Source organism: uncultured Microbacterium sp., assembly GCF_964244775.1.
Lineage (GTDB): Bacteria > Actinomycetota > Actinomycetes > Actinomycetales > Microbacteriaceae > Microbacterium.
The window spans coordinates 78,590-97,350 of the sequence record NZ_CAXTJR010000005.1; the positions used below are offsets into that span (position 1 = coordinate 78,590).

The 18,761-nt window shown below is 68.7% G+C and carries 19 protein-coding genes; 7 read left to right on the forward strand and 12 right to left on the reverse strand.

Annotated features, from left to right (window positions below; all coding sequences use genetic code 11):
- Positions 1–26: 26 nt before the first annotated feature.
- Both ACFE6Z_RS10460 and ACFE6Z_RS10465 read right to left on the reverse strand, forming a co-directional pair.
- Positions 27–296: an SHOCT domain-containing protein gene (locus ACFE6Z_RS10460; protein WP_375385631.1), complete on the reverse strand. Its 270-nt coding sequence runs from the start codon at positions 294–296 to the stop codon at positions 27–29.
- Positions 297–341: 45 nt separating this feature from the next.
- Positions 342–755, reverse strand: coding sequence for a DUF6325 family protein (locus tag ACFE6Z_RS10465; protein ID WP_375385632.1), 414 nt, complete (start codon positions 753–755; stop codon positions 342–344).
- Between the two features lie 431 nt (positions 756–1,186).
- On the opposite strand from ACFE6Z_RS10465, the gene ACFE6Z_RS10470 reads away from it, so the two are divergent.
- Positions 1,187–2,833: a SulP family inorganic anion transporter gene (locus ACFE6Z_RS10470; protein WP_375385633.1), complete on the forward strand. Its 1,647-nt coding sequence runs from the start codon at positions 1,187–1,189 to the stop codon at positions 2,831–2,833.
- Between the two features lie 64 nt (positions 2,834–2,897).
- Here the strand turns inward: ACFE6Z_RS10470 and ACFE6Z_RS10475 are convergent, their stop codons facing one another.
- Entirely contained in the window at positions 2,898–3,101 is a 204-nt protein-coding gene (locus tag ACFE6Z_RS10475) for a hypothetical protein (protein WP_375385634.1), read from the reverse strand.
- A gap of 1 nt (position 3,102) precedes the next feature.
- Complete coding sequence (locus tag ACFE6Z_RS10480) at positions 3,103–3,561, reverse strand: DUF6325 family protein (RefSeq protein ID WP_375385635.1); 459 nt, start codon at positions 3,559–3,561, stop codon at positions 3,103–3,105.
- A gap of 223 nt (positions 3,562–3,784) precedes the next feature.
- On the opposite strand from ACFE6Z_RS10480, the gene ACFE6Z_RS10485 reads away from it, so the two are divergent.
- Positions 3,785–4,192 carry a hypothetical protein gene (locus ACFE6Z_RS10485; RefSeq protein WP_375385636.1) on the forward strand — a complete coding sequence of 136 codons (408 nt, stop codon included), beginning with the start codon at positions 3,785–3,787 and terminating at the stop codon, positions 4,190–4,192.
- 187 nt (positions 4,193–4,379) lie between these two features.
- Here the strand turns inward: ACFE6Z_RS10485 and ACFE6Z_RS10490 are convergent, their stop codons facing one another.
- The 4 genes from ACFE6Z_RS10490 to ACFE6Z_RS10505 form a co-directional block, all read right to left on the reverse strand.
- Positions 4,380–5,045 (reverse strand): GAP family protein, encoded by a 666-nt coding sequence (locus ACFE6Z_RS10490; protein WP_375385637.1) that lies wholly within the window; start codon positions 5,043–5,045, stop codon positions 4,380–4,382.
- Positions 5,046–5,116: 71 nt separating this feature from the next.
- Positions 5,117–5,542 carry a hypothetical protein gene (locus ACFE6Z_RS10495; protein ID WP_375385638.1) on the reverse strand — a complete coding sequence of 142 codons (426 nt, stop codon included), beginning with the start codon at positions 5,540–5,542 and terminating at the stop codon, positions 5,117–5,119.
- A gap of 69 nt (positions 5,543–5,611) precedes the next feature.
- A complete protein-coding gene (gnd, locus tag ACFE6Z_RS10500) occupies positions 5,612–6,673 on the reverse strand; it encodes a phosphogluconate dehydrogenase (NAD(+)-dependent, decarboxylating) (RefSeq protein ID WP_375385639.1) in 1,062 nt (353 codons plus the stop codon).
- A 37-nt stretch (positions 6,674–6,710) separates the two neighbouring features.
- Positions 6,711–7,430 (reverse strand): NUDIX hydrolase, encoded by a 720-nt coding sequence (locus tag ACFE6Z_RS10505; protein WP_375385640.1) that lies wholly within the window; start codon positions 7,428–7,430, stop codon positions 6,711–6,713.
- Positions 7,431–7,810: 380 nt separating this feature from the next.
- Here ACFE6Z_RS10505 and ACFE6Z_RS10510 point away from each other — a divergent pair, with 380 nt between their 5' ends.
- Entirely contained in the window at positions 7,811–8,788 is a 978-nt protein-coding gene (locus ACFE6Z_RS10510) for a lytic transglycosylase domain-containing protein (RefSeq protein WP_375385641.1), read from the forward strand.
- A 30-nt stretch (positions 8,789–8,818) separates the two neighbouring features.
- Here ACFE6Z_RS10510 and ACFE6Z_RS10515 read toward each other — a convergent pair whose 3' ends face one another.
- Together ACFE6Z_RS10515 and ACFE6Z_RS10520 are read right to left on the reverse strand one after the other, a co-directional pair.
- Positions 8,819–10,528 carry an ABC1 kinase family protein gene (locus tag ACFE6Z_RS10515; protein ID WP_375385642.1) on the reverse strand — a complete coding sequence of 570 codons (1,710 nt, stop codon included), beginning with the start codon at positions 10,526–10,528 and terminating at the stop codon, positions 8,819–8,821.
- A gap of 55 nt (positions 10,529–10,583) precedes the next feature.
- Positions 10,584–11,156, reverse strand: a complete 573-nt coding sequence (locus ACFE6Z_RS10520; RefSeq protein ID WP_375385643.1) for a PadR family transcriptional regulator — start codon at positions 11,154–11,156, stop codon at positions 10,584–10,586.
- 270 nt (positions 11,157–11,426) lie between these two features.
- Between ACFE6Z_RS10520 and ACFE6Z_RS10525 the strand changes: the two genes are divergently transcribed.
- The 3 genes from ACFE6Z_RS10525 to ACFE6Z_RS10535 all read left to right on the forward strand — a co-directional run bounded on the left by ACFE6Z_RS10525 (position 11,427) and on the right by ACFE6Z_RS10535 (position 16,383).
- Positions 11,427–11,771 (forward strand): HNH endonuclease, encoded by a 345-nt coding sequence (locus tag ACFE6Z_RS10525; RefSeq protein WP_375385644.1) that lies wholly within the window; start codon positions 11,427–11,429, stop codon positions 11,769–11,771.
- A 19-nt stretch (positions 11,772–11,790) separates the two neighbouring features.
- Positions 11,791–12,363: a DUF2510 domain-containing protein gene (locus ACFE6Z_RS10530; protein ID WP_375385645.1), complete on the forward strand. Its 573-nt coding sequence runs from the start codon at positions 11,791–11,793 to the stop codon at positions 12,361–12,363.
- A gap of 72 nt (positions 12,364–12,435) precedes the next feature.
- The gene (locus ACFE6Z_RS10535; RefSeq protein WP_375385646.1) at positions 12,436–16,383 is read left to right on the forward strand and encodes an LGFP repeat-containing protein; all 3,948 of its coding nucleotides are present in this window, start codon (positions 12,436–12,438) and stop codon (positions 16,381–16,383) included.
- 27 nt (positions 16,384–16,410) lie between these two features.
- On the opposite strand, the gene ACFE6Z_RS10540 is transcribed toward ACFE6Z_RS10535, so the two are convergent.
- Positions 16,411–16,932 carry a GNAT family N-acetyltransferase gene (locus ACFE6Z_RS10540; RefSeq protein ID WP_375385647.1) on the reverse strand — a complete coding sequence of 174 codons (522 nt, stop codon included), beginning with the start codon at positions 16,930–16,932 and terminating at the stop codon, positions 16,411–16,413.
- Positions 16,933–17,009: 77 nt separating this feature from the next.
- On the opposite strand from ACFE6Z_RS10540, the gene ACFE6Z_RS10545 reads away from it, so the two are divergent.
- Positions 17,010–18,041, forward strand: a complete 1,032-nt coding sequence (locus tag ACFE6Z_RS10545; protein WP_375385648.1) for an LLM class flavin-dependent oxidoreductase — start codon at positions 17,010–17,012, stop codon at positions 18,039–18,041.
- An 18-nt stretch (positions 18,042–18,059) separates the two neighbouring features.
- Here the strand turns inward: ACFE6Z_RS10545 and ACFE6Z_RS10550 are convergent, their stop codons facing one another.
- On the reverse strand, positions 18,060–18,692 hold the full coding sequence (locus ACFE6Z_RS10550; protein ID WP_375385649.1) for an SGNH/GDSL hydrolase family protein: 633 nt from the start codon (positions 18,690–18,692) through the stop codon (positions 18,060–18,062).
- Between the last annotated feature and the right edge of the window lie 69 nt (positions 18,693–18,761).

Sequence of the window (18,761 nt, forward strand, 5' to 3'; positions counted from 1 at the left end):
GAGGGTGATGCGACGGGGTGCCGCGGTCAGGCGAGGAGCTTTGCTTTCTGCGCCTCGAACTCGGCGTCGGTGAGGACGCCCGCGGTCTTGAGCGCAGCAAGCTGCGTGAGCTGATCGATGGTGGAGGATTCGGGAGCCGCGGCGGGCGCCGCGTCGACGGGCGGAGCGGCGTACTCGACGGGTGCCGGAGCGCTTTCGAGGGGGGCGGCCTCTGCCGGAGCAGGAGCCTGAGCGCGCGCCACACTTCCGGCGACGACGGCGGCAGTGCCGGCGACGACGGTGGTGCGGACGGCCATGCGAGCGAGGGGGCGTCTTCTGAACATGTCTCTATCTCCTGCGGATCAGACGGCGGCGGGAGCGCCGTCGAGGGCGGACTCGATGATTTCGTGCGGCACGCGCGCGCCCTGAAGCAGGACGCCACCGGAATCGCGCACGGCTGCCGCGAAGGGAGCGGCCCAGAGGTCTTCCCAGAGGAGCAGCGCCGCCGAGGTGTTCGGCTCGAGCGTCTCCGCCGCATAGGCGATGTCTTCTTCGCCGAGCAGTCCGCCGACGTCGGAGTCGAGGCCGGCGAACGCCGACAGTTCCTCCGCCTCGAAGGTCAGGACGTCACCGTTCGCGTCCTTGCCGATGAAGATCAGGTCGAGGATGCGGACGGTGTTCGACTCGACCAGCGCGGCGAGCTCGGGCAGGATCTCGCCGTTGAATTCGTTCCCGGGGAACGCGACGACGAGGTATTCGACAGGCCCAACGGCCATGTTCTTCTTCTTTCGTTTCGTGGGTGGTCATGCCAGTTGGTCCCGGGCACCCAACCCCGGAGGCGGGTGGAGCCGTTCTCGGTCGCCCCGTTTCGGTGGGCGCTTGCAGCATCCGCCGCCGGACACGCTTGTGTCGTCATCACTGAAGGATGATCGTCTCCGACCGGTCACCACGCCGACGCATGGGGGTGACCCCACGGTGCTCACCCGAGTCGGGTGACGCCCTCGCGCACGGGCCTGGGTAACGTCGGGCCTGCGCCCCGATCCGGGTCACCCTGGTGCGAGTCCAGATAAAGACATGAGAGGCCTGCGCATGACTGACTCCCCAGCCGCCCCGGGAACGATGATCCCCACTGTTGCGATCGTGGTTCTGAAAATCGACATAGACGTGGAACCGATCAGGACGCTCCGATCGCGCGTCACCGCGTAGCGTGGCCCTTCGCCGCGTCCTGAAAGACGTCGTCGCCGGCGCGATCCACGGGCTGGTGAGCGTCCCGGACGGGCTCGCGTCGGGACTGCTGGCCGGGGTCAACCCCGTGTCGGGGCTGTACGGCTATCTCGTGGGCACCGCAGCCGGAGCGATCGCGACGAGCTCCGTCTTCATGTCGGTGCAGGGCACCGGTGCGATGGCGGTCATCATCGCCGATGTCGACGTGCTGCACTCCGGCAGCGATCCGGCGGGGGCGCTTGCCACCCTCGGCATCCTGACTGGCGTCATCATGCTCGCGCTCGGGCTGCTGCGACTGGGGTCGCTGGTGCGGTTCGTGCCCAACGCGGTGCTCGTCGGCTTCATCAACGCGGTGGCCATCAACATCATCCTCGGCCAGTTCTCCGCCTTCACGGGCTACACGAGCGCGGCCGCGAACCGCCTCTTCCGGGCGGTCGAGACGATCTTTCACCCGCAGTCGTTCAGCTGGCCCACCGTGCTGATCGGCGTGCTCACGATCGCGCTCATCGTGCTGCTCGAGCGCACCCCGCTCGGCGCGCTGAGTCTGTTCGCGGCGGTGGTCGCAGCATCCGCTCTGTGCCTGCTCCCCTTCTTCGATTCGGTCGAGCTCCTCAACGACATCGCCGTGATCCCGCCCGGTCTCCCGATGCCGGTCCTTCCCGCCCTGGACGTGATCGGGGTGCTCCTCATCCCCGCCCTCTCGCTCGCGTTCGTCGGTCTCGTGCAGGGCGCGGCGATCAGCCAATCGATACCGAACCCGGACGGCAACTTCCCGGATGTCTCGGGCGACTTCCGCGGGCAGGGAATAGCGAACATCGCGTCCGGCTTCCTGCGCGGAACCCCGGTAGGCGGATCGATGTCGGCGACCGCCGTCGTGCTGGCAGCGGGTGCACGCTCGCGTCTGGCGAATCTGACCGCCGCGGTCGTCATGGCGATCGTGATCCTGCTGTTCAGCGGTCTCGCCGGCTACATCGCGATGCCCGCCCTCGCCGCCCTCCTCATGCTCGTCGGCGCCCGCATGTTCAAACCGCGCGCGATACTGACGGTGCTGCGCACCGGACCCACCCAAGCCGTCATCACGCTGGTCACCTTCACGCTGACCCTCGTCATCCCTCTCCAGTACGCGGTCCTGATCGGCGTGGGGCTGTCGATCATCCTGTTCGTCGCGAGCCAGGCCAACCGGGTGAAGGTCGTCCGCTGGAGCTTCGGGGGCGGTGCCCTTCCGACGGAGGAGACCCCTCCGGCAGTCCTGCCCGCGGGCGAGATCGTCGTCCTCAACATCTACGGCAGCCTCTTCTTCGCCTCGGCCGCCGCACTGGTCGAGCAGCTGCCGACCGTGCCCGCCGATGCGGGGCCCGCCGTCGTGATCGTGCGCCTGCGCGGCAAGGACGACCTGGGGAGCACGATCATCCAGGCGCTTCTGCGCTACCGCGCAGAGGTTCGCGCGGCCGGCGGCCACCTGCTCCTCGCCGGCGTCGGCCCGAGCCTCCTCGACCAGCTCGAGAAGTCTCGCGCGCTGGGCGAGATCGGCTCGGCGAACGTCTTCATCGCGACGCGCCGGGTCGGCGAGTCACTCGAGAACGCGCTCGACCGCGCCCGCGAACTCCAGGACGAAAACTACGTCGGCTGAGACGCCGAACCAAGAAGAGGCCGACCCCCGAGGGTCGGCCTCTTCTTCGTTCGCAGTGTGTGGGTCAGATGCGTCGACGACCCGGTGTCACCGCCGCGCCGACGACTGCGGCCTTCGCGAGGGGCGAGGGGCCGGGGCTGACGGCCGCACCCACGACGGCGGCCTTGGCGACCGGCGAACGTCCAGGGGTCACTGCTGCGGCCACGACGGCCGTCTTGGCGACGGGGGCGCCGATCACGCCGACTCGTCCGATGCGTCGTCCCAACATGTCAGACCTCCACGGTTTCGCTGGCGTCATCGGCTTCGATCGAAGCGATGATGGCTTGGATGGGGATGCGCCCGTTGGCGATCAACTGGCCCTCCGCGCGGCGCGCGGCCGAGGCGAACGGCGCGCTCCACAGGTTCTCGTAGACCAGAACGCCGGCGACGGTGCCCGGGTCCATTGCTGCGGCGAGGTGCACGACATCGTCGGCTGCGAGGAGTTCGGCGAGTTCGGCCTCGATGGCCAGGAGGCCGCCCAGGTCTCCGACTTCGGAGAGCTCGAGGGCTTCGACATCGCCGTTCTCGTCTTTCGTCAGGATCAAGATGTCGATCACGCGGATCGTCCCCTGGTCGACGAGCGTGATGAGTTCTTCGATGATCTCGCCGTTGAAGTACGACTCCCCGGCGGGGAATTCGACGATCAGATAGTCGACGGGGCCCAGCTCGTCCAATGAGGTTTCAGACATCACACATCCTTTTGTCGGTGCTCCAGAGGCTAATGACGGCAGGCGACGGGGCAATCATCCCCGAAGTGTGATTTCGGCTGACGAACTCGTCGGCGACCACGCTGTCGGTGGCGAGCTCTCACCCGGTGAGGATGACGCGCTCCCGCGCTCCCACGGTCGATCCTGGTGGTGCCTGCCTGACGCGCAGTCGAGTTCAATCGCCACCACAAGAGGGAGTCGTGAAATGACCACAACCAATGCAGCAACGAGATGGACCGGCTGGGTCGTATTCGCCGGCGTCATCCTGCTCATCGCCGGAGTCTTCTCGATCATCCAGGGCCTCGTCGCCGTGATCGGACCCAACTCCTACTACGTCGTCGCCGGCGGTTCGCTGTGGCTGTTCGACGCCGCGGGCTGGGGATGGTGGAACCTCATCATCGGGGTCCTCGTGGTCCTGGCCGCGTTGGCCCTCTTCGCGGGTCAGACGTGGGCACGGGTGGTTGCCGTGATCCTGGTGATCCTCAACGCGATCGGCCGGTTGCTGCTGATTCCCGCGCAGCCCTGGTGGTCGTTCATCCTGATCGCCATCGACGTCCTGATCGTCTACGCGCTGATCGTCCACGGTCGCGAGCTGCGAAGCGATGAGGCATAGGCGCGACCGAGGCCGAGGCCGCGCACTCGCGTAGCCCGCATCGTGCCGAGCGGGGAGCACAGCGTGAACCCGAATCGCGTCATCCTCATGTGGACGATCATCGCGCTCGTGGGGATCGCAGTAGGCGGGCTCATCGGGGTGCTTCTCGTCGCAGCCGGAGCGTGAAGGACGCGCCCAGTGAGTGCGCTCAGAGCCGGCCGATCCCCGTCCCGATGACGAACACACCGATGAAGCCGACGATCACACCCGTGAGCAGTCCGCCGTTGCGCAGCATCCAATCGTGCACACTCACCAGCCGCGGTTCCATCCGCTTCGGCGCGGCGACCGTCGCGATGATCGGGATCGTGACGGTGGATGCGGCGATCAGCGTGTAGACCACGATCGAGACGACCACGACGGAGGGCGTGTCCGCATCCGCCCGGAGGGTGAGGCCCGCGGCGATCGCGAGGAGGATGCCTTTGGGCCGGACGTTCAGCACGAGGCCGAGTCCCAGCGACGACCAGGGCCCGAGCTTTCCCGCCGAGCTCAGCCACGCGGGTGTCTTCGGGGTCTCCGGGCGCCGTGACCGGCGCCAGGAGAAGAACGCCACGCCGATGAGGGCGATGCCGACGATGATCTCGGCGATCCCGACCGCGACGTCGGGTTGACGGTCGGAGCTGGCCGTCGGAACCGTGTGCGCCAGCAGCGCGCACACCGACAGCACGATGACGATGCCAAGGATCCAGCCGACCATGTACGGCACGGCAGAGCGGTTCCGACCCGGCGAGAGCAGCATGAAGATCATCGCCATGATCGGCACGGAGCTGATCGCGACCGCCAAAGCGATGGGAATCAGGTGGCCGATCGCCTGCATGTGGTCCTTCCGGTCTCTCGCCCCCAGTCTGCCCGAGTGGGCCGCGACCCGAGCATCCCGATGGGTCTGCGCTAGCGCGCGGCACGCACTTCCTGGTCGTTCGCCGCTTCGCGGCGGGCGGCGCGGATGCTGGTGAACCCCAGCACGACCAGCGCCGCCCCGACAACGAGGAACGCGATCTGCATCGCGGGGAGGATGAGTCCGAGGGTGCTGATCTGGACGGCCATCCAGGCGATGAGCCCTGCGCCGATGTAGGCCACCGCGTACCAGCCCTCGCGTGGGCGCACGTACATCAGCACGATTCCGACGATCGGGACGGTCGCGAATCCCGCGAGCAGGAGGATGCCGAACGCGAAGAAGCTTCCGGAGTACCACTCGGGCAGCAGTGCCAGGCTGAGGCCCAGCGCTCCGCCGTCGGGGCGCATAACGAGCAGGATGCCGCCGAGCACGCCCCCGACCGCGATCAATGCCATCAGGAGCACGGCAGCCAGTCGCATGGTCTAACGGTACCGGGCCGACCTGTGATCGCACCGCGCGCGGGCGGCCCGACCTGTCGCCACCAGACGCTACGAGGGAGTCGACTCCGACTTCGCGCCGCCGGCTTCGAGGACGTCGCCCGCCGGAAGCTCCTGGTGTCCGCCGAACTGCAGGCGCATCGCGGACAGCAGCTGGTTCGCGTAGTGATCTTCCCCCCGCGAGGCGAAGCGCTCGAACAGCGATGATGCGAGCACCGGCACGGGGACACCCGTGTCGACTGCGGCCTTGACCGTCCACCGGCCCTCGCCGGAGTCCGAGACGCGACCGGCAAGGCCGTCGAGCGTCGGATTGGATTCCAGGGCGGCGGCGGTGAGGTCGAGCAGCCACGACGAGATGACGGATCCGCGCCGCCACAGCTCAGCGACCTTCGGGGTGTCGATGGTGAACTGGTAGAACTCGGGCTCTTCCAGCGGCGCGATCTCCGCGGAGTGCTCGGCCTGGTCGAGACCGGCATCGGCGTGGTCGAGGATGTTGAGTCCTTCGGCGAGCGCCGCCATGATGCCGTACTCGATGCCGTTGTGCACCATCTTCACGAAGTGCCCGGCGCCCGACGGCCCGCAGTGCAGGTAGCCGAGCTCCTCGGGGCTCAGGCCGCCTTCGCGACCCGGCGTGCGCGGGATGCCCTGATCGCCCGGTGCGATCGTGCGCAGCACCGGCTCGATGCGGGTGAACGCCTCGTCGGGGCCACCCACCATGAGGCAGTAGCCGCGGTCGAGTCCGAAGACGCCGCCGCTCGTGCCGATGTCGACGTAGTGGATGCCCGCATCCTTGAGCTTCGCGGCACGTCGGACGTCGTCGCGATAGTTCGAGTTGCCTCCGTCGATGATGATGTCACCCGGCTCGAGCACCTTCGCGACCTCGTCGACGACCCGACCGGTCAGCCCGGCGGGAATCATGAGCCAGATCGCGCGCGGAGCCTCGAGCTGCGCGGCGAGCTCCGCGTACGAGCCCGATCCGGTCGCACCCTCGCCGGCGAGGGTGGCCACAGCATCCGCGTTGACGTCGAAGACGACGCATTCGTGACCGTCGCGCATGAGGCGCCGCACGATGTTGGCGCCCATCCGGCCGAGGCCGATCATTCCCAGTTGCATGAGTAACTCCTCGTTTCGGCGGGCGTCCAGGGGAAGTCTAGGGGCGTATCTCCAGCGGAAGTTCGCGTTGCCGATCCCACGGCTCCGTCCACCCGAGACGCGTGAAAAGGCCGTCGAGCAGTATCGCGGTGAAACCCCACACCAGATGATCGCCGGTGGGATGCCTCACGAGGAACCCCGGCCCCCGCATCACGAAACCGTCGCGGCGGATCACCGTCGACCCGCGGTTGGCCGGGTCGAGCAGTTCGGCCACCGGTGCCCGGAACACGTCGGCCGATTCGGCGATGTCGACGACGCGAACCGGAGACGGATGCTGCCACCACGCCAGCACCGGAGTGACCACGTGCTGCGAATAAGGGAGCGGCACCGCGTCGAGCGCGCCGAGGACCTCGACGCCGGCGGGATCGAGTCCGGTCTCTTCGCGCGCTTCGCGCAGCGCGGCCGCGACAGGAGACTCGTCACCGGGATCGATCCGGCCTCCGGGAAAGGCCACCTGGCCGGGATGTGCGCGGAGCGTCGTGGCCCGCGACAGCAGGAGAACGTCGAGGTCGCGTGAGACTGCCCGGGCCTGAGCGTCGCGATCGCTCGGGAGGGTGTCGAGCACGCCGAACAAGATGAGCACAGCTGCGGAGCGGGCATCCGGCACGTCGGGAAGCAAGCCAAGCTGGGGCCAGAGTCCGAGGTCGGAAGCCGCCGCCGACTCGACCAGCCCGACCAGCTGCGCCCGCGCACTCTGTACAGGCGGGGCGGTCGACACCCCCTCAGGCTACGCCGGTGGTGCCGATGGAGCCGAAGTGGGCCGCGTCGCGATCGAGCCGTCCCTCGAGGGGCGGGGCTCTCGCGCGATCCTGGGTGCGGCGAAGCGCGTTCTCGGAGGTCTGCAGTTCTTCGGGCCTCCGCCAGCGAATCGGCACCGAAGTCGTGCAGATCTCCGAGGTTGCGCAGAGCCGCGAACGCCCGCAGGTCCCTCTGGTTGAGAGCGCGCACATGCCCTGATCAGCGCTTTTCGGACCGACGCTCCCATGTAACGTTCAGGTAACGCCCAGACTAGTCCGGCACACTCTGGGACTTGCGCCCGCAGAAGCGGATGCCTTGCGCCCTTCCCGAGGCGCGGACCTCTCATACGAAACCGGTTTCATGCGCTCTAAAACGTCCCTCACGTCTGCCCGCCGCACCCGTCGTATCTCCGAACGCCACTCCCGCCGCCGCCCCGCCATCCTCGCGGCCGGCCTCGCCTTCGGCCTGATCGCCAGCGCAGGAATGACGGTGACCGCGACGGCGTCGCAGGCACCGGCCACCGCCTCCGGTCCGACGTTCGCGCTCGCATCGTTCAGGGGCTCGCAGCCTGCCTTCGCATCGATCCAGACGCCCGGCACCGACAGGACCCTGACCGCCGCACACCAGGCGCTGGCTGACGCGGATGCCGCGATCGCCGCCGCCGCGACGGTCAGCGTCGACATCCAGGCGTCGGGTCTTGACATCGGCACTCCGCAGACCACGGTCGACACCACCGAACTGCAGACCGCCGCCGCGCGCCTCAGGGCCGCCGACACACTGCCCACCCCGCTCCTTCCCGACCTCACCGCCTCCGTGACGACCCTGCGCGCCTCCGTCGCCGGCAGCGTCCAGGGCCTGCGCAGCAGCCTCGACGCCGCCAAGGCGCTGAAGGCTCAGCAGGAGGCCGCCGCCGAGGCGCAGCGCCAGGCCGATGCCGCCGCAGCTGCCGCAGCCGCGGAGGCCGCAGCATCCTCGTCTTCGTCGTCGTCCTCGTCATCCTCCTCGTTTTCGCCGTCCTACGCGTCGGCCGGCACGAGCGCCGCTGAGGCGCAGGCCATCGCCCACAGCATGATGGGCGGGTACGGGTGGGGCGACGACCAGTTCGGCTGCCTCGTCTCGCTGTGGAACCGCGAGTCGGGGTGGAACGTGCACGCCGGCAACGCCAGCGGCGCCTACGGCATCCCCCAGGCTCTGCCGGGCAGCAAGATGGCGTCGGCCGGAGCCGACTGGCAGGACAGCGCCGCGACCCAGATCGCGTGGGGCTTCGGCTACATCGCCGGTCGCTATGGCAACCCGTGCGGCGCCTGGGACCACTCGGAATCGTCCGGCTGGTACTGATCTTCGCGCGCCGGCGCGGCCGCAGTGCAGCTAGTCCGGCCCGCGCCGCCCGGCGATTCCCGCGAACAGCGCGTGCAACAGCGGCAGCACCGCAACCCACATCATGATCGTTCCGAAGACGAAGTCCGTGGAGCGCAGCAGGATGCCGCTGGCCAGAAGCCCGGCGAACAGCACCGCCGAGACGATCCTCCGCGAGGTGCGCTCGAGCGCGGTGATGCGGCGCTCGAGCCTCGGGTTCTGCACCACCGCTCGGCCCGACTCGATCCGGGTCGTCAGCTCATCCAGCCGCCGCGGAAGGCCGGAGACGACCTGGACCGCCGACATCGCCTCCTTAACGAAGCCCTGGATCACGTTGCCGCTCTCTTCGCGGATCAGTCGGTTCGCGTAGGGCTCGACAGCATCCCAGATGTTGAATTTCGGGTCGAGCGAGCTGCACATGCCCGACGTGAGCGACATCGCCCGGATGATGAGCAGGAAGTTCTCGGGCAGCTGGAACGGGAGGGTGCGGATCGTGTCGCCGAATTCGAGTGCGAAAGCCCGGAACTCGCGCGGATCGACCTCTTGGAGTTCGGCGAAGCCCATCCCGCCGAAGCGCGAGAACAGCTGGGTCATCGCGCGTTCGAGCTCGGACGTGTCGGCCGCCGGGAGGAAGACGCCGACGTCGCGCATGCCGTCGACCATGCCCTTGCCGTCGCGCGATGCGGCCGCGATGAGGATGCGGCGGAGCCCGCGGCGGAGGCCGTCGGGCACCTCGCCCATCATGCCGAAGTCGATGAAGGTGAACTTCCACGTGCGGGAGGGAGCATCCGCCCCGATGTCACTCCCCGGCGGGATGGGCGTCACGAAGATGTTGCCCGGATGCGGGTCGGCGTGGAAGAAGCCGTCGGCGAAGAGCTGATCGAACATCACGGCCGCGAACTCGGCGGCGACCTCCGACGGGTCGATGCCGGCAGCACGGAGGGCATCGACGTCGTTGATCTTGATCGCGGTGACGTCCTGCAGCGTCAGCACGCGGCGGGTCGTGCGCTCCCAGACGACCTGGGGCACGGCCACGCGCGCGTCGTCGGCGAAGTCGGCCGCGAACCGCTCGGAGTTTGCGGCCTCGTGCAGGTAGTCGATCTCCTCGAGGCTGGTGGCGGCGAACTCCTCCACGAGCGAGGGCATGTCGACGCGGTCGGCGACGAGCCGCACCCTGCTGAGCCACCCTGCGACGCGCCGGAGGGCACGGAGGTCGACCTCGACGATCTGGTCGATCCCGGGCCGCTGCACCTTCAGGACGACATCGGTCAAGCCGGTCTCGGCGGCATCGGCATCCGAGAGTCTCGCGCGGTGCGCTTGACCGAGGGATGCTGCCGCCAGCGGCGTCGGATCGACGTAGGCGTATGCGCGCTCGAGCGCCACACCCAGCTCCGCCTCGGCGAGGAGGCGGATCGCGGCGAAGTCGACAGGCGGAACCTCGTCCTGCAGCCCCTCGAGCTCTTTCGTGATCTCGGGGGGCAGCACGTCCAGGCGGGACGACATGAACTGCCCCACCTTGATCATGAGACCGCCGAGGTCGACGGCGAGCACGTGGAAGCGGCGGGCGATGTTCTGCAGGCGCGCAGCGCGGTTGCGGGCCGAGATGCGGGCCAGGCCCAGGCGCGGCAGGAACAGCTCGAACCACCATGCCTGAACCAGATAACGACCTGCGAACCGCAGGATCCTCCGGTAGCGAGCGCGCATGTCGCCGACGTCGGTCATCGAATCTCCTTGACGCCGACGGGCGGCGGGCACTTCGCCGATCGGGGGTGCAGTATCAGTCCTGAGCGAGGATGCTGAAGAGCTTACGACGTGCGTCGTTCAGCACCTCGACGGCCTGCTTCACCTGCTCCGGGCTTCCCGAGCGGCCCACCTGGGCAACCGCCTGCGCCAGGTCGATCCCGGCCTTCGGGAGTGCTCCGGTGCGGGGGTTCTCGCGTGAGCTCGACCCCTCCCACGGCGCCGACTTCTCGCCGTCGGCGTCGACGACAGCGCGCCCCGCCTCGGTGAGCGAATATGTCTTGCGGCCTTCGGATTCCTCGGCGCTGATCAGGCCTTCGTCGGTCAGCAGCTGAAGCGTGGGGTAGACCGATCCCGGGCTCGGCTTCCATGATCCACCGCTGCGGTCCTCGATCTCACGGATGATCTGGTAGCCGTGCATCGGCTTCTCGGCGAGCAGTGACAGCACGGACGAACGCACATCGCCGCGGCCCATGCGGGTCGTGCCGACCTTCTGGTCGAACTGCTTGCCGAACTGCTCCATCGCCTCCCAGAGCCCGCCCATCGGCCAGCCCTGCGAACCGCCGCGACCGGGCTTGCCGAACGCGTCACCCAGATTGAAGTTGCTCATGATGACCTCCTCTGCGCCGACCCATCCGAGGTTCAGCGATATATAACGATATATCGTCGAATCTGAGTGTGAGCGGTGAATTCCAGGTTTCTCCGCTCCGCGAGACTTCGGATCGTCGACTTTTCGCGGCATCACGAGGTTTGTCTTCGCGAGCCATCTTCTGCCGCATCGACCCCCGTGATCCGGCACGAAGTGGATCGTGAGCATCGTGGTGCCGTCGCGCGGAGCGTCGCCTGAGGGTCGCCGAGCCCGCGCCGGTACCGTGGCGTCATGGCGGTACGGCAGACACGCAGGGCGCGCGCAGCGCGCCGGCGCACCCTGCGGGTCGCGGCATCCGGAAGCGATCTCACCGACGCGGAGTGGTTCCGCATCCTCGACGCCTGGGCGGCATGCGCGTACTGCGGCGCCGACGGTGCCGCGCTGCAGAAGGACTGCGTGCTCCCTATCTCGCGAGGGGGCCGCTACACCGTCGAGAACGTCGTGCCCGCCTGCGGGTCGTGCAACGCAAGCAAGAGCAACGACGAGGTCACCTCGTGGATGCGGCGCAAGCGCCTGGACGAGCCGCGGTTCCTGCTGCAGTGGGCCCTCATCGTCAAAACGATCCGGCCGGTCTGACCGGGATTACCCTCGAGGCATGACAGGACCCGATGCGGGCTGGTACGACGACGGCACCGGCAAGCAGCGCTGGTGGGACGGCACACGCTGGAGCGACGAGTTCATCGATCTGAACGACCGTTACCTCGAGCTGCGCACCGAACCCGCCCCGGCGAGCGCCCCCGCGCGGGCGGGCTGGTACGACGACAGCAGGGGGCGGCTGCGCTGGTGGAACGGCACGCGATGGACGGATGCTGCCCGATACAGCGGCTCGGAAGAAGAGTTCGCCGGCATCGTCGTCGACGGGCGCTGGATCCACTTCGGCTCGTCGAGTCTGCCGGTCGCCGGGGCCTCCGCCACTCGAGCCGGCGGCGCCGAGCTGCTGAAGCGGGGTCGGCTCGCCAAGCCCGCCGTAGCCCGCGCACTGCTCGGCCCGTCCGGCCCGATCACCCCGAACCTCCTCAAGCGATCCGTCGATCCGAGCGCGAACTATCTGCTCGTCGAGGTCGGCCAGGAGGTGTGGCTCGCGCCCGTGCCGCCCGGACACGATGCGCGTGCCGGCCAATTCGCGACCTGGATCAACACCGTTTCGCAGCACTACCGCTACCGCTGATCGACTGAGTGTTCTCCGGCGGGTATCACCGCCCGCTCCGCGCCCTCCTCACGAGCAACGGAGAGGATCGTCATGACCGAGTTCGCACACGTCACCGCCACCGCAACACCCACCGGAGGTACGCTCGCCGATGGGCTGGGCTCCCCCATCGATCAGAGCGGCCTGAGCGCCCAGCCCGGTCCGGGTGATACCGCGCTCGGCACCTTCGCAGATGCCGTCCGCTTCGGTGCGGGCGCACACGCTCAGCTGACGGCGACTCCCGCTCTCGCCGATCGCGAGCGGTTCGCCCTGCGCGTCTCGTTCGCAGCCCGCGGCGCGGTGACCGCGCGCCAGAACCTGGTCGAGGCGACGCATGTCCCCGCGGTCCTGTGGATCGAGGCGGGGGCGGATGCAGCATCCATTCGCCTGGGCGCGGGTGTGCAGACGCCTGCCGGCGCGTGGCGCACGGTCGTGAGCGACGACACGCTTGCCGCCGAGCAGTGGCAGTGCGTCGCGCTCGTCCTCGACGACGATGTGCTCGCGGTGATCGACGAGACCACGGGTGCGCTGCTGGCCGCCGTCGCCCTCCCCGAGGCGGCGCTGGGCGTCGCGACGGGAACCTCACTGAGCATCGGCACGCTGCCCGACGGAGCGGGCCTCCCCTTCGCGGGCGACATCGCGGCCGTGATCTGGCAGGACGAGATCGCCGCCGCACTCGACTCGGTGGTGGACGACTGGCGTATGTCGCCTGCGGGCATCATCGACGCCAAGCGCTGGGCGCTGCCGTTCGACGTGGGCGCCGCGCTCGGCAACCCGGAATGGGATGGTGCGAGCGGGACGACGCTGCGCCGCTTCGCCGGTGCCGACATCCGCTTCAGCGAAGACGCCGGCAACGCGTTCGAGATGCACGGCGGCATCCGCGCCGAGTACGACGCCCTCGAGCACGCCGCGCTGCTCGGCTTCCCGGTCTCGGACGAGATCGCCGGGGCGGCCGACGGCGTGCGGAAGAACCTCTTCTCGCAGGGGGCCATCTACTGGACGCAGCAGACCGGAGCGCTGCCGGTGTTCGAGGAGTTCTACGCGGCCTACGAATCCGGCGACATGGCGCCCCTGCTCGGACCCCCGGTCGAACCTGAAGAGGACGTCGCCGGCGGATTGGTGCAGCGCTTCGCGCGCGGCGAACTCTACCTCGCCGCCGGCTCGACGACCGCGTTCCAGGTGGGCGGCGCCATCCTCGCCGCCTACTCGGCCACGGGCGGCCCCGAGAGATGGGGTCTTCCCACCACGAGCGAACTCCCCGTCCTCCGCTCGAACGGCAGCGGCGAGCTCGGCCGGCTCTCCACCTTCGGCGGCGCGACCTTCTACTGGAGCCCTTCGACCGGCGCGCACGTCGTGTACGGCGCGATCGGCGCCTACTACGCCGCCACGGACGGTCCGCGCGGGCGCCTGGGATTCCCCACCTCGGACGAACTCGCGCTCCCCGGCGCACCGGGGGCGCGGTACAACACGTTCGAGCGGGGCTGCGTGCTCTGGTACCCCGACACCGGCATCATCGAGCCCACCCCCCTCCGTGTGATGATCGGCACCGTCAACACGCAGGAGGACGAGGGCTTCGGACGCGGGCAGAACGATCTCACGATCGACGTCGGCCTCCTCAAGGACGGTGTCGGCGTCGACGGATTCCAGGACGTGACCGACGGACACAACATCCGCACCCTCGACCGCGCTCTCGGGGTGAACATCGAACCCTGGCCCGGTCGCAGCTACACGCTGCGCGTCGACGTGCACGAGCGCGACCCCGAAGACCGGCCTCAGCTCGGGCTGTGGGAGAAGGTGCTGGATGCCGGCAACGGCTGGGGTCTGCGCGAGAATTCCGGCATCCTCGACTCCGGACGCTTCTCGCAGATCAACAGCATCACCGCGAGCGTGGCGCCGCTGCCGCCTGCTGGAGGCTTCACGCTGGAGCAGCGGCACTGGGGAACGAATAACCCATCGACCGCCGAGATCTCGCGCACCACGTACGCGACCGCCTTCCCCGAGGTCGACAGCGAGCCGGAGTGGTGGGACATCGCCGACGGCATCGAGAGCATCTACTACGAGCTCGTGTCGAAGGGCCTGTCGGCCCACGGCAACTGCATGGGCTTCAGCGCCGAGGGTGCGCTCTCGGAGAAGGGATCGAGCCTGTACCAGATGCCGCTGAGCCGATTCACGCAGGCGGACTGGGAGCGCGGGCTCGAGCGCCACATCAACGTGCGTCACCAATCGCAGGTCGGCGCGGTCGCGATCTGGAACTTCGTGACCACCTTCCTCACGGGCAACACCCACGACCCTGTCGACGTCTTCCGCACGACGCGCGACGCGTATACGAACGGTCAGCCGCCCGTGATCTGCCTCGCGCAGAACTACGACTTCTCCGGCGCTCCGCACGTCGTTCGCCCGATCGCGTGGCACCAGAACGGCTCGCAGTGGGAGATCGATGTCTTCGACCCGAACTTCGTCGGTGCCCCGCGGAAGATCATGATCGACTCCGACGCGAACACCTTCACCTACTCGGGCGGCAGCGACTACTCGGGCGGCGAATGGTCGGGCGGGCGCCTCTACTACCTCCCCTTCCACGCGTTCTCGGGCAGCGCCGAGCTGCCGGTCTGGGATGCGCTGCGCCTGATCGTCGGCGGCACGATCGCGATCATGGGAGACGGGGATGCTGCGACCGCCGTCACCACTCCTGCCGGCGAGAACCTGCTGCTGACCGGCGCGCCGTCTCGCGAACCTGCTGGAAGCGGCCCGAACGGCTTCGTGCCGGTGCCGAACTACGAACGCGGGATCGACCAGGGCGCGGTGCCGCTCGTGCGGCGGATCGATGTCGAAGCCACTCGAATTCTCGGGAAGAGCGCTGAGATCAAGTTCAACGAGGTCATCGACGCACACATCTTCGACATCGCGGCGGTGGCCGAGGGCATCCTCGCGCGCAGTCGCCGCGAGCTCAGCACGCATCGCCGAGGCCCCCGGGGCATCCACCGCGGTGTACGCGATCTCGTGCAGGGCCTCAAGATCCCGAAGTACATCGTCCCGCGCGAGCGCCCGCACCGCGAAGACCTCAAGACCGGCATCCTGGAGCTCGCGAAGATCCGGATGGACGACAACCCGGTGTTCCTCACGACCGCGGCCGCGCGCGAGAGCGTCGTCGAGGCGGCCGGCATCGATGTCGGCGAGATCGCGACCCGCCGACGCCCCGCGATCTTCGATGCGAAGAAGCTTCAGCTAAACCTGAAGGGGGCGCTCGGCGATGGCCTGCTCGGCGATGGCCTTCTGGGCGGAGGCGCGGTCACTGATTCCGCGGCGCTGCGCAACGAATTCATCACCCTCGCCGCCCAGCTGCCGGAGGGCGACCAGCGCGAAGCCGTCGTCGAGCTGGCCTCGAACGACTCGCCCCTCGATCTGCTGGCCGGCGGAGACTTCCGCGCGCGACTGGATCTCGGTCTGGCCAGCGACATCGGCTCCATCATCAAGGGCCTGTACGACGACGACTTCGTGCTCGACACCGTCTCACGGGGCAGGGGCGGACGCATCGCGATCGCCCACGCCCTGCGCGACTATGTCGTGCGCCACGACGGGGCACGCGGATCGGCGATGCGTATCGCCGGCGAGCACCTGCGGAGTACCGCCAACACGCTCCGCGTCGCTCCGGGATCGGGGCGCAAGGTCACTCTCACGGTGACCAACCGCGTCGGGCTGCAGGGCGATGTCATCCGCGCGCGCTTCGTCGACCTGCCGGCCGAATCGGCCGCGCCGCTCACCCTCAACGTGCGTCCGGGGATCGCACGGTGGGAGCTGGCCGGCGAGACGCTGCAGGGCTCCGCGACCGCGATCGTGTCGGGAATCATCGGCGGGCGTCGCTTCGGCGCCTCTTACGACCTGACGCTGCAGAGCGCGCTGCGCATCCAGCTGCCCCTGGCGGCGGATGCCGCACGCCTGAGTGTCGCGACGACGACAGGACTGTTCGCCGACGCGACATCGGTCACGAAGGTCTCGCCGCGCTGAGGCGCTGAGGCGCTGAGGCGCTGAGGATTAGTAGCCGGTGGCGGCGAGCGCGGCGAGGTCGTCGCCGACGAGGCGCTGGGTGGTCCATTCGTCCATCGGCGCCGCCCCGAGTGAGCGATAGAACGCGATCGACGGTGCATTCCAGTCGAGCACCGTCCACTCCAGCCGCGAGTAGCCCCGCTCGACGCACACCGCCGCGAGTGAGGCGATCAGCGCCTTGCCGTAGCCGCGGCCACGCTGCTCCACTCCGACGAAGAGGTCTTCCAGCCAGATGCCGTGCCGCCCGGTCCACGTCGAATACGTGAGGAACCAGATCGCGATGCCGACGATCGAGCCCTCGCGCTCTACGACGTGGGCGAACACGCGGGGCTCGTCGCCGAACAGCGAGGCGGTGAGCATCTCAGCGGTGCCAGTGACAGCATCCGGTTCATGCTCGTAGTCGGCGAGTGCCTGGATGCACGCGAGGATCCCCGCTTCATCGCCCGGTTGCGCCGCGCGCAGCACGGCTTCGTTCTGGGGGGCGCCGTCGCCCAGGGTGCGGGGATTCACGGCTCCATCATCGCCTACGTCGAGCGCGAGCATCCATTCAAAGGAATGGATGCGGCATCCCCATCGTTGTCGTCATCATGCAACGATTCGGAACCCTCTCGTTCGGACACTACGGGCCGCTAGGCGGTGGTCGGGAGCTCACCGCCGGCGACTCGCTGCACCAGGCCATCGACCTCGCACAGGGGATGGACGATCTCGGCGTCGACGGCGTCTACTTCCGCGTGCACCACTTCGCGCGCCAGCAGGCCTCGCCCATGCCGCTGCTGGCCGCCATCGCCGCGCGCACCGAACGTATCGAGGTGGGCACCGGCGTCATCGACATGCGCTACGAGAACCCCCTCTACCTCGCCGAGGAAGCGGCCGCGGTCGACCTGATCAGCGATGGACGACTGGCGCTGGGCGTGAGCCGCGGGTCACCCGAGTCGGTCGTCCGCGGATTCGAGACGTTCGGCTACACGGGATCGCAGGATTCCCGCGGCGCCGACATCGCCCGCGAGCACTTCTCGACGTTCCTCAGGGCGATCGAGGGCGAGGGGTTGGCCGAGCGCGATCCGAACAGCCCGTTCGGCGGCGGCACCGGTCTGCAGCGCATCGAGCCGTACTCCCCCGGACTGCGCTCGCGCATCTGGTGGGGTGCCGGCAACAGCGAGACGGCCGAATGGGCGGGGCGCATGGGTGTGAACCTCATGTCGTCGACGCTCCTGACCGAAGACAAGGGTCTGCCCTTCGACGAGCTGCAGGCGCAGCAGATCGACGCGTTCCGTGCCGCGTGGCGCGAAGCTGGGCATGCGGGCGAGCCGCGCACGTCGGTGAGCCGCAGCATCTTCCCGATCACGACCGACGAAGAGGACATGTACTTCGGCGGCCGTCAGGACGGCGATGGCATCGGCTACATCGACGGCATGCGCTCGACGTTCGGCAAGACGTACGCGGCAGCGCCCGACGTGCTCGTGGAGCAGCTGCTCGGGGATGCCGCGATCCAGACCGCCGACACGCTCATGCTGACGATCCCGTCGCAGCTGGGCGTCGCGTTCAATCTGCGCATGGTCGAGTCGTTCGCGAAGTACGTCGCGCCGGCGCTGGGCTGGGTCGGGACCCGGGTCAGCTGACCCAGCGGGCTACCCGGCCTACTCGGCGACCTTCCTCAGAACGGGGGCCGCAGCTTCCCACCATTGTTCGGCGATGAGCCGGTGTCCGTATGGCGTGGGGTGCACGCTGTCTGCCGCGATCTCCGCCGGAGACAGCGCGTCCGCGGCACTGTTCAGGACGGCATCCAACGGAACGAGGATCGCACCGTGCTTGTCGGCGAGTCGCCGGACGGCGGCGATCTTCTCATCGAGGTCTTCCGCCCGCCACGCGAGGCGTTCGTCCGTGACCGGGACGAGGAACGGCTCCATCAGGATGATGCGCTCCACGCCCGCCGCCGCGGCGGCGCCCAGCAGCCGGTCGTAGCCGGCCTCGAACGCCTCGGCGGACGTCGGATCGTCACTGTCGTACCGGCGCCACGTGTCGTTCACTCCGACGAGGACCGTCAGCACGTCGGGGCGGGCCGCGAGCACGTCTTCGTCCCACCGGTGCTCCAGGTCGACGATTCGGTTGCCACTGATACCGGTGTTCCGGATCACGAGGTCGGAACCCGCGGCCTTCTCCGCGATGAGACGGACGTAGCCCCCGCCGAGGCCCTCGGGGTCGTCCCGCCTGCCTGAATCGGTGATGCTGTCACCGGTGAAGACGACGATCTGCGGGGTACTGGCGGTCATTCAAGGGCTCCTGTCGGATGGCGTGCGCGCCCGTCAGGCGTCCATCCCATTCAACCATTTCCGGCCCCG

Coding starts and splice junctions, on each gene's coding strand:
- ACFE6Z_RS10485 (WP_375385636.1), top strand. CDS start 3,785: ATGACCACAACCAATGCAGCAACGAGATGGACCGGCTGGGTCGTATTC.
- ACFE6Z_RS10525 (WP_375385644.1), top strand. CDS start 11,427: ATGGCGGTACGGCAGACACGCAGGGCGCGCGCAGCGCGCCGGCGCACC.
- ACFE6Z_RS10530 (WP_375385645.1), top strand. CDS start 11,791: ATGACAGGACCCGATGCGGGCTGGTACGACGACGGCACCGGCAAGCAG.
- ACFE6Z_RS10495 (WP_375385638.1), bottom strand. CDS start 5,542: ATGCGACTGGCTGCCGTGCTCCTGATGGCATTGATCGCGGTCGGGGGC.
- ACFE6Z_RS10460 (WP_375385631.1), bottom strand. CDS start 296: ATGGCCGTCCGCACCACCGTCGTCGCCGGCACTGCCGCCGTCGTCGCC.
- ACFE6Z_RS10480 (WP_375385635.1), bottom strand. CDS start 3,561: ATGTCTGAAACCTCATTGGACGAGCTGGGCCCCGTCGACTATCTGATC.
- ACFE6Z_RS10535 (WP_375385646.1), top strand. CDS start 12,436: ATGACCGAGTTCGCACACGTCACCGCCACCGCAACACCCACCGGAGGT.
- gnd (WP_375385639.1), bottom strand. CDS start 6,673: ATGCAACTGGGAATGATCGGCCTCGGCCGGATGGGCGCCAACATCGTG.
- ACFE6Z_RS10550 (WP_375385649.1), bottom strand. CDS start 18,692: ATGACCGCCAGTACCCCGCAGATCGTCGTCTTCACCGGTGACAGCATC.
- ACFE6Z_RS10465 (WP_375385632.1), bottom strand. CDS start 755: ATGGCCGTTGGGCCTGTCGAATACCTCGTCGTCGCGTTCCCCGGGAAC.
- ACFE6Z_RS10475 (WP_375385634.1), bottom strand. CDS start 3,101: ATGTTGGGACGACGCATCGGACGAGTCGGCGTGATCGGCGCCCCCGTC.
- ACFE6Z_RS10515 (WP_375385642.1), bottom strand. CDS start 10,528: ATGACCGACGTCGGCGACATGCGCGCTCGCTACCGGAGGATCCTGCGG.
- ACFE6Z_RS10545 (WP_375385648.1), top strand. CDS start 17,010: ATGCAACGATTCGGAACCCTCTCGTTCGGACACTACGGGCCGCTAGGC.
- ACFE6Z_RS10490 (WP_375385637.1), bottom strand. CDS start 5,045: ATGCAGGCGATCGGCCACCTGATTCCCATCGCTTTGGCGGTCGCGATC.
- ACFE6Z_RS10510 (WP_375385641.1), top strand. CDS start 7,811: ATGCGCTCTAAAACGTCCCTCACGTCTGCCCGCCGCACCCGTCGTATC.
- ACFE6Z_RS10520 (WP_375385643.1), bottom strand. CDS start 11,156: ATGAGCAACTTCAATCTGGGTGACGCGTTCGGCAAGCCCGGTCGCGGC.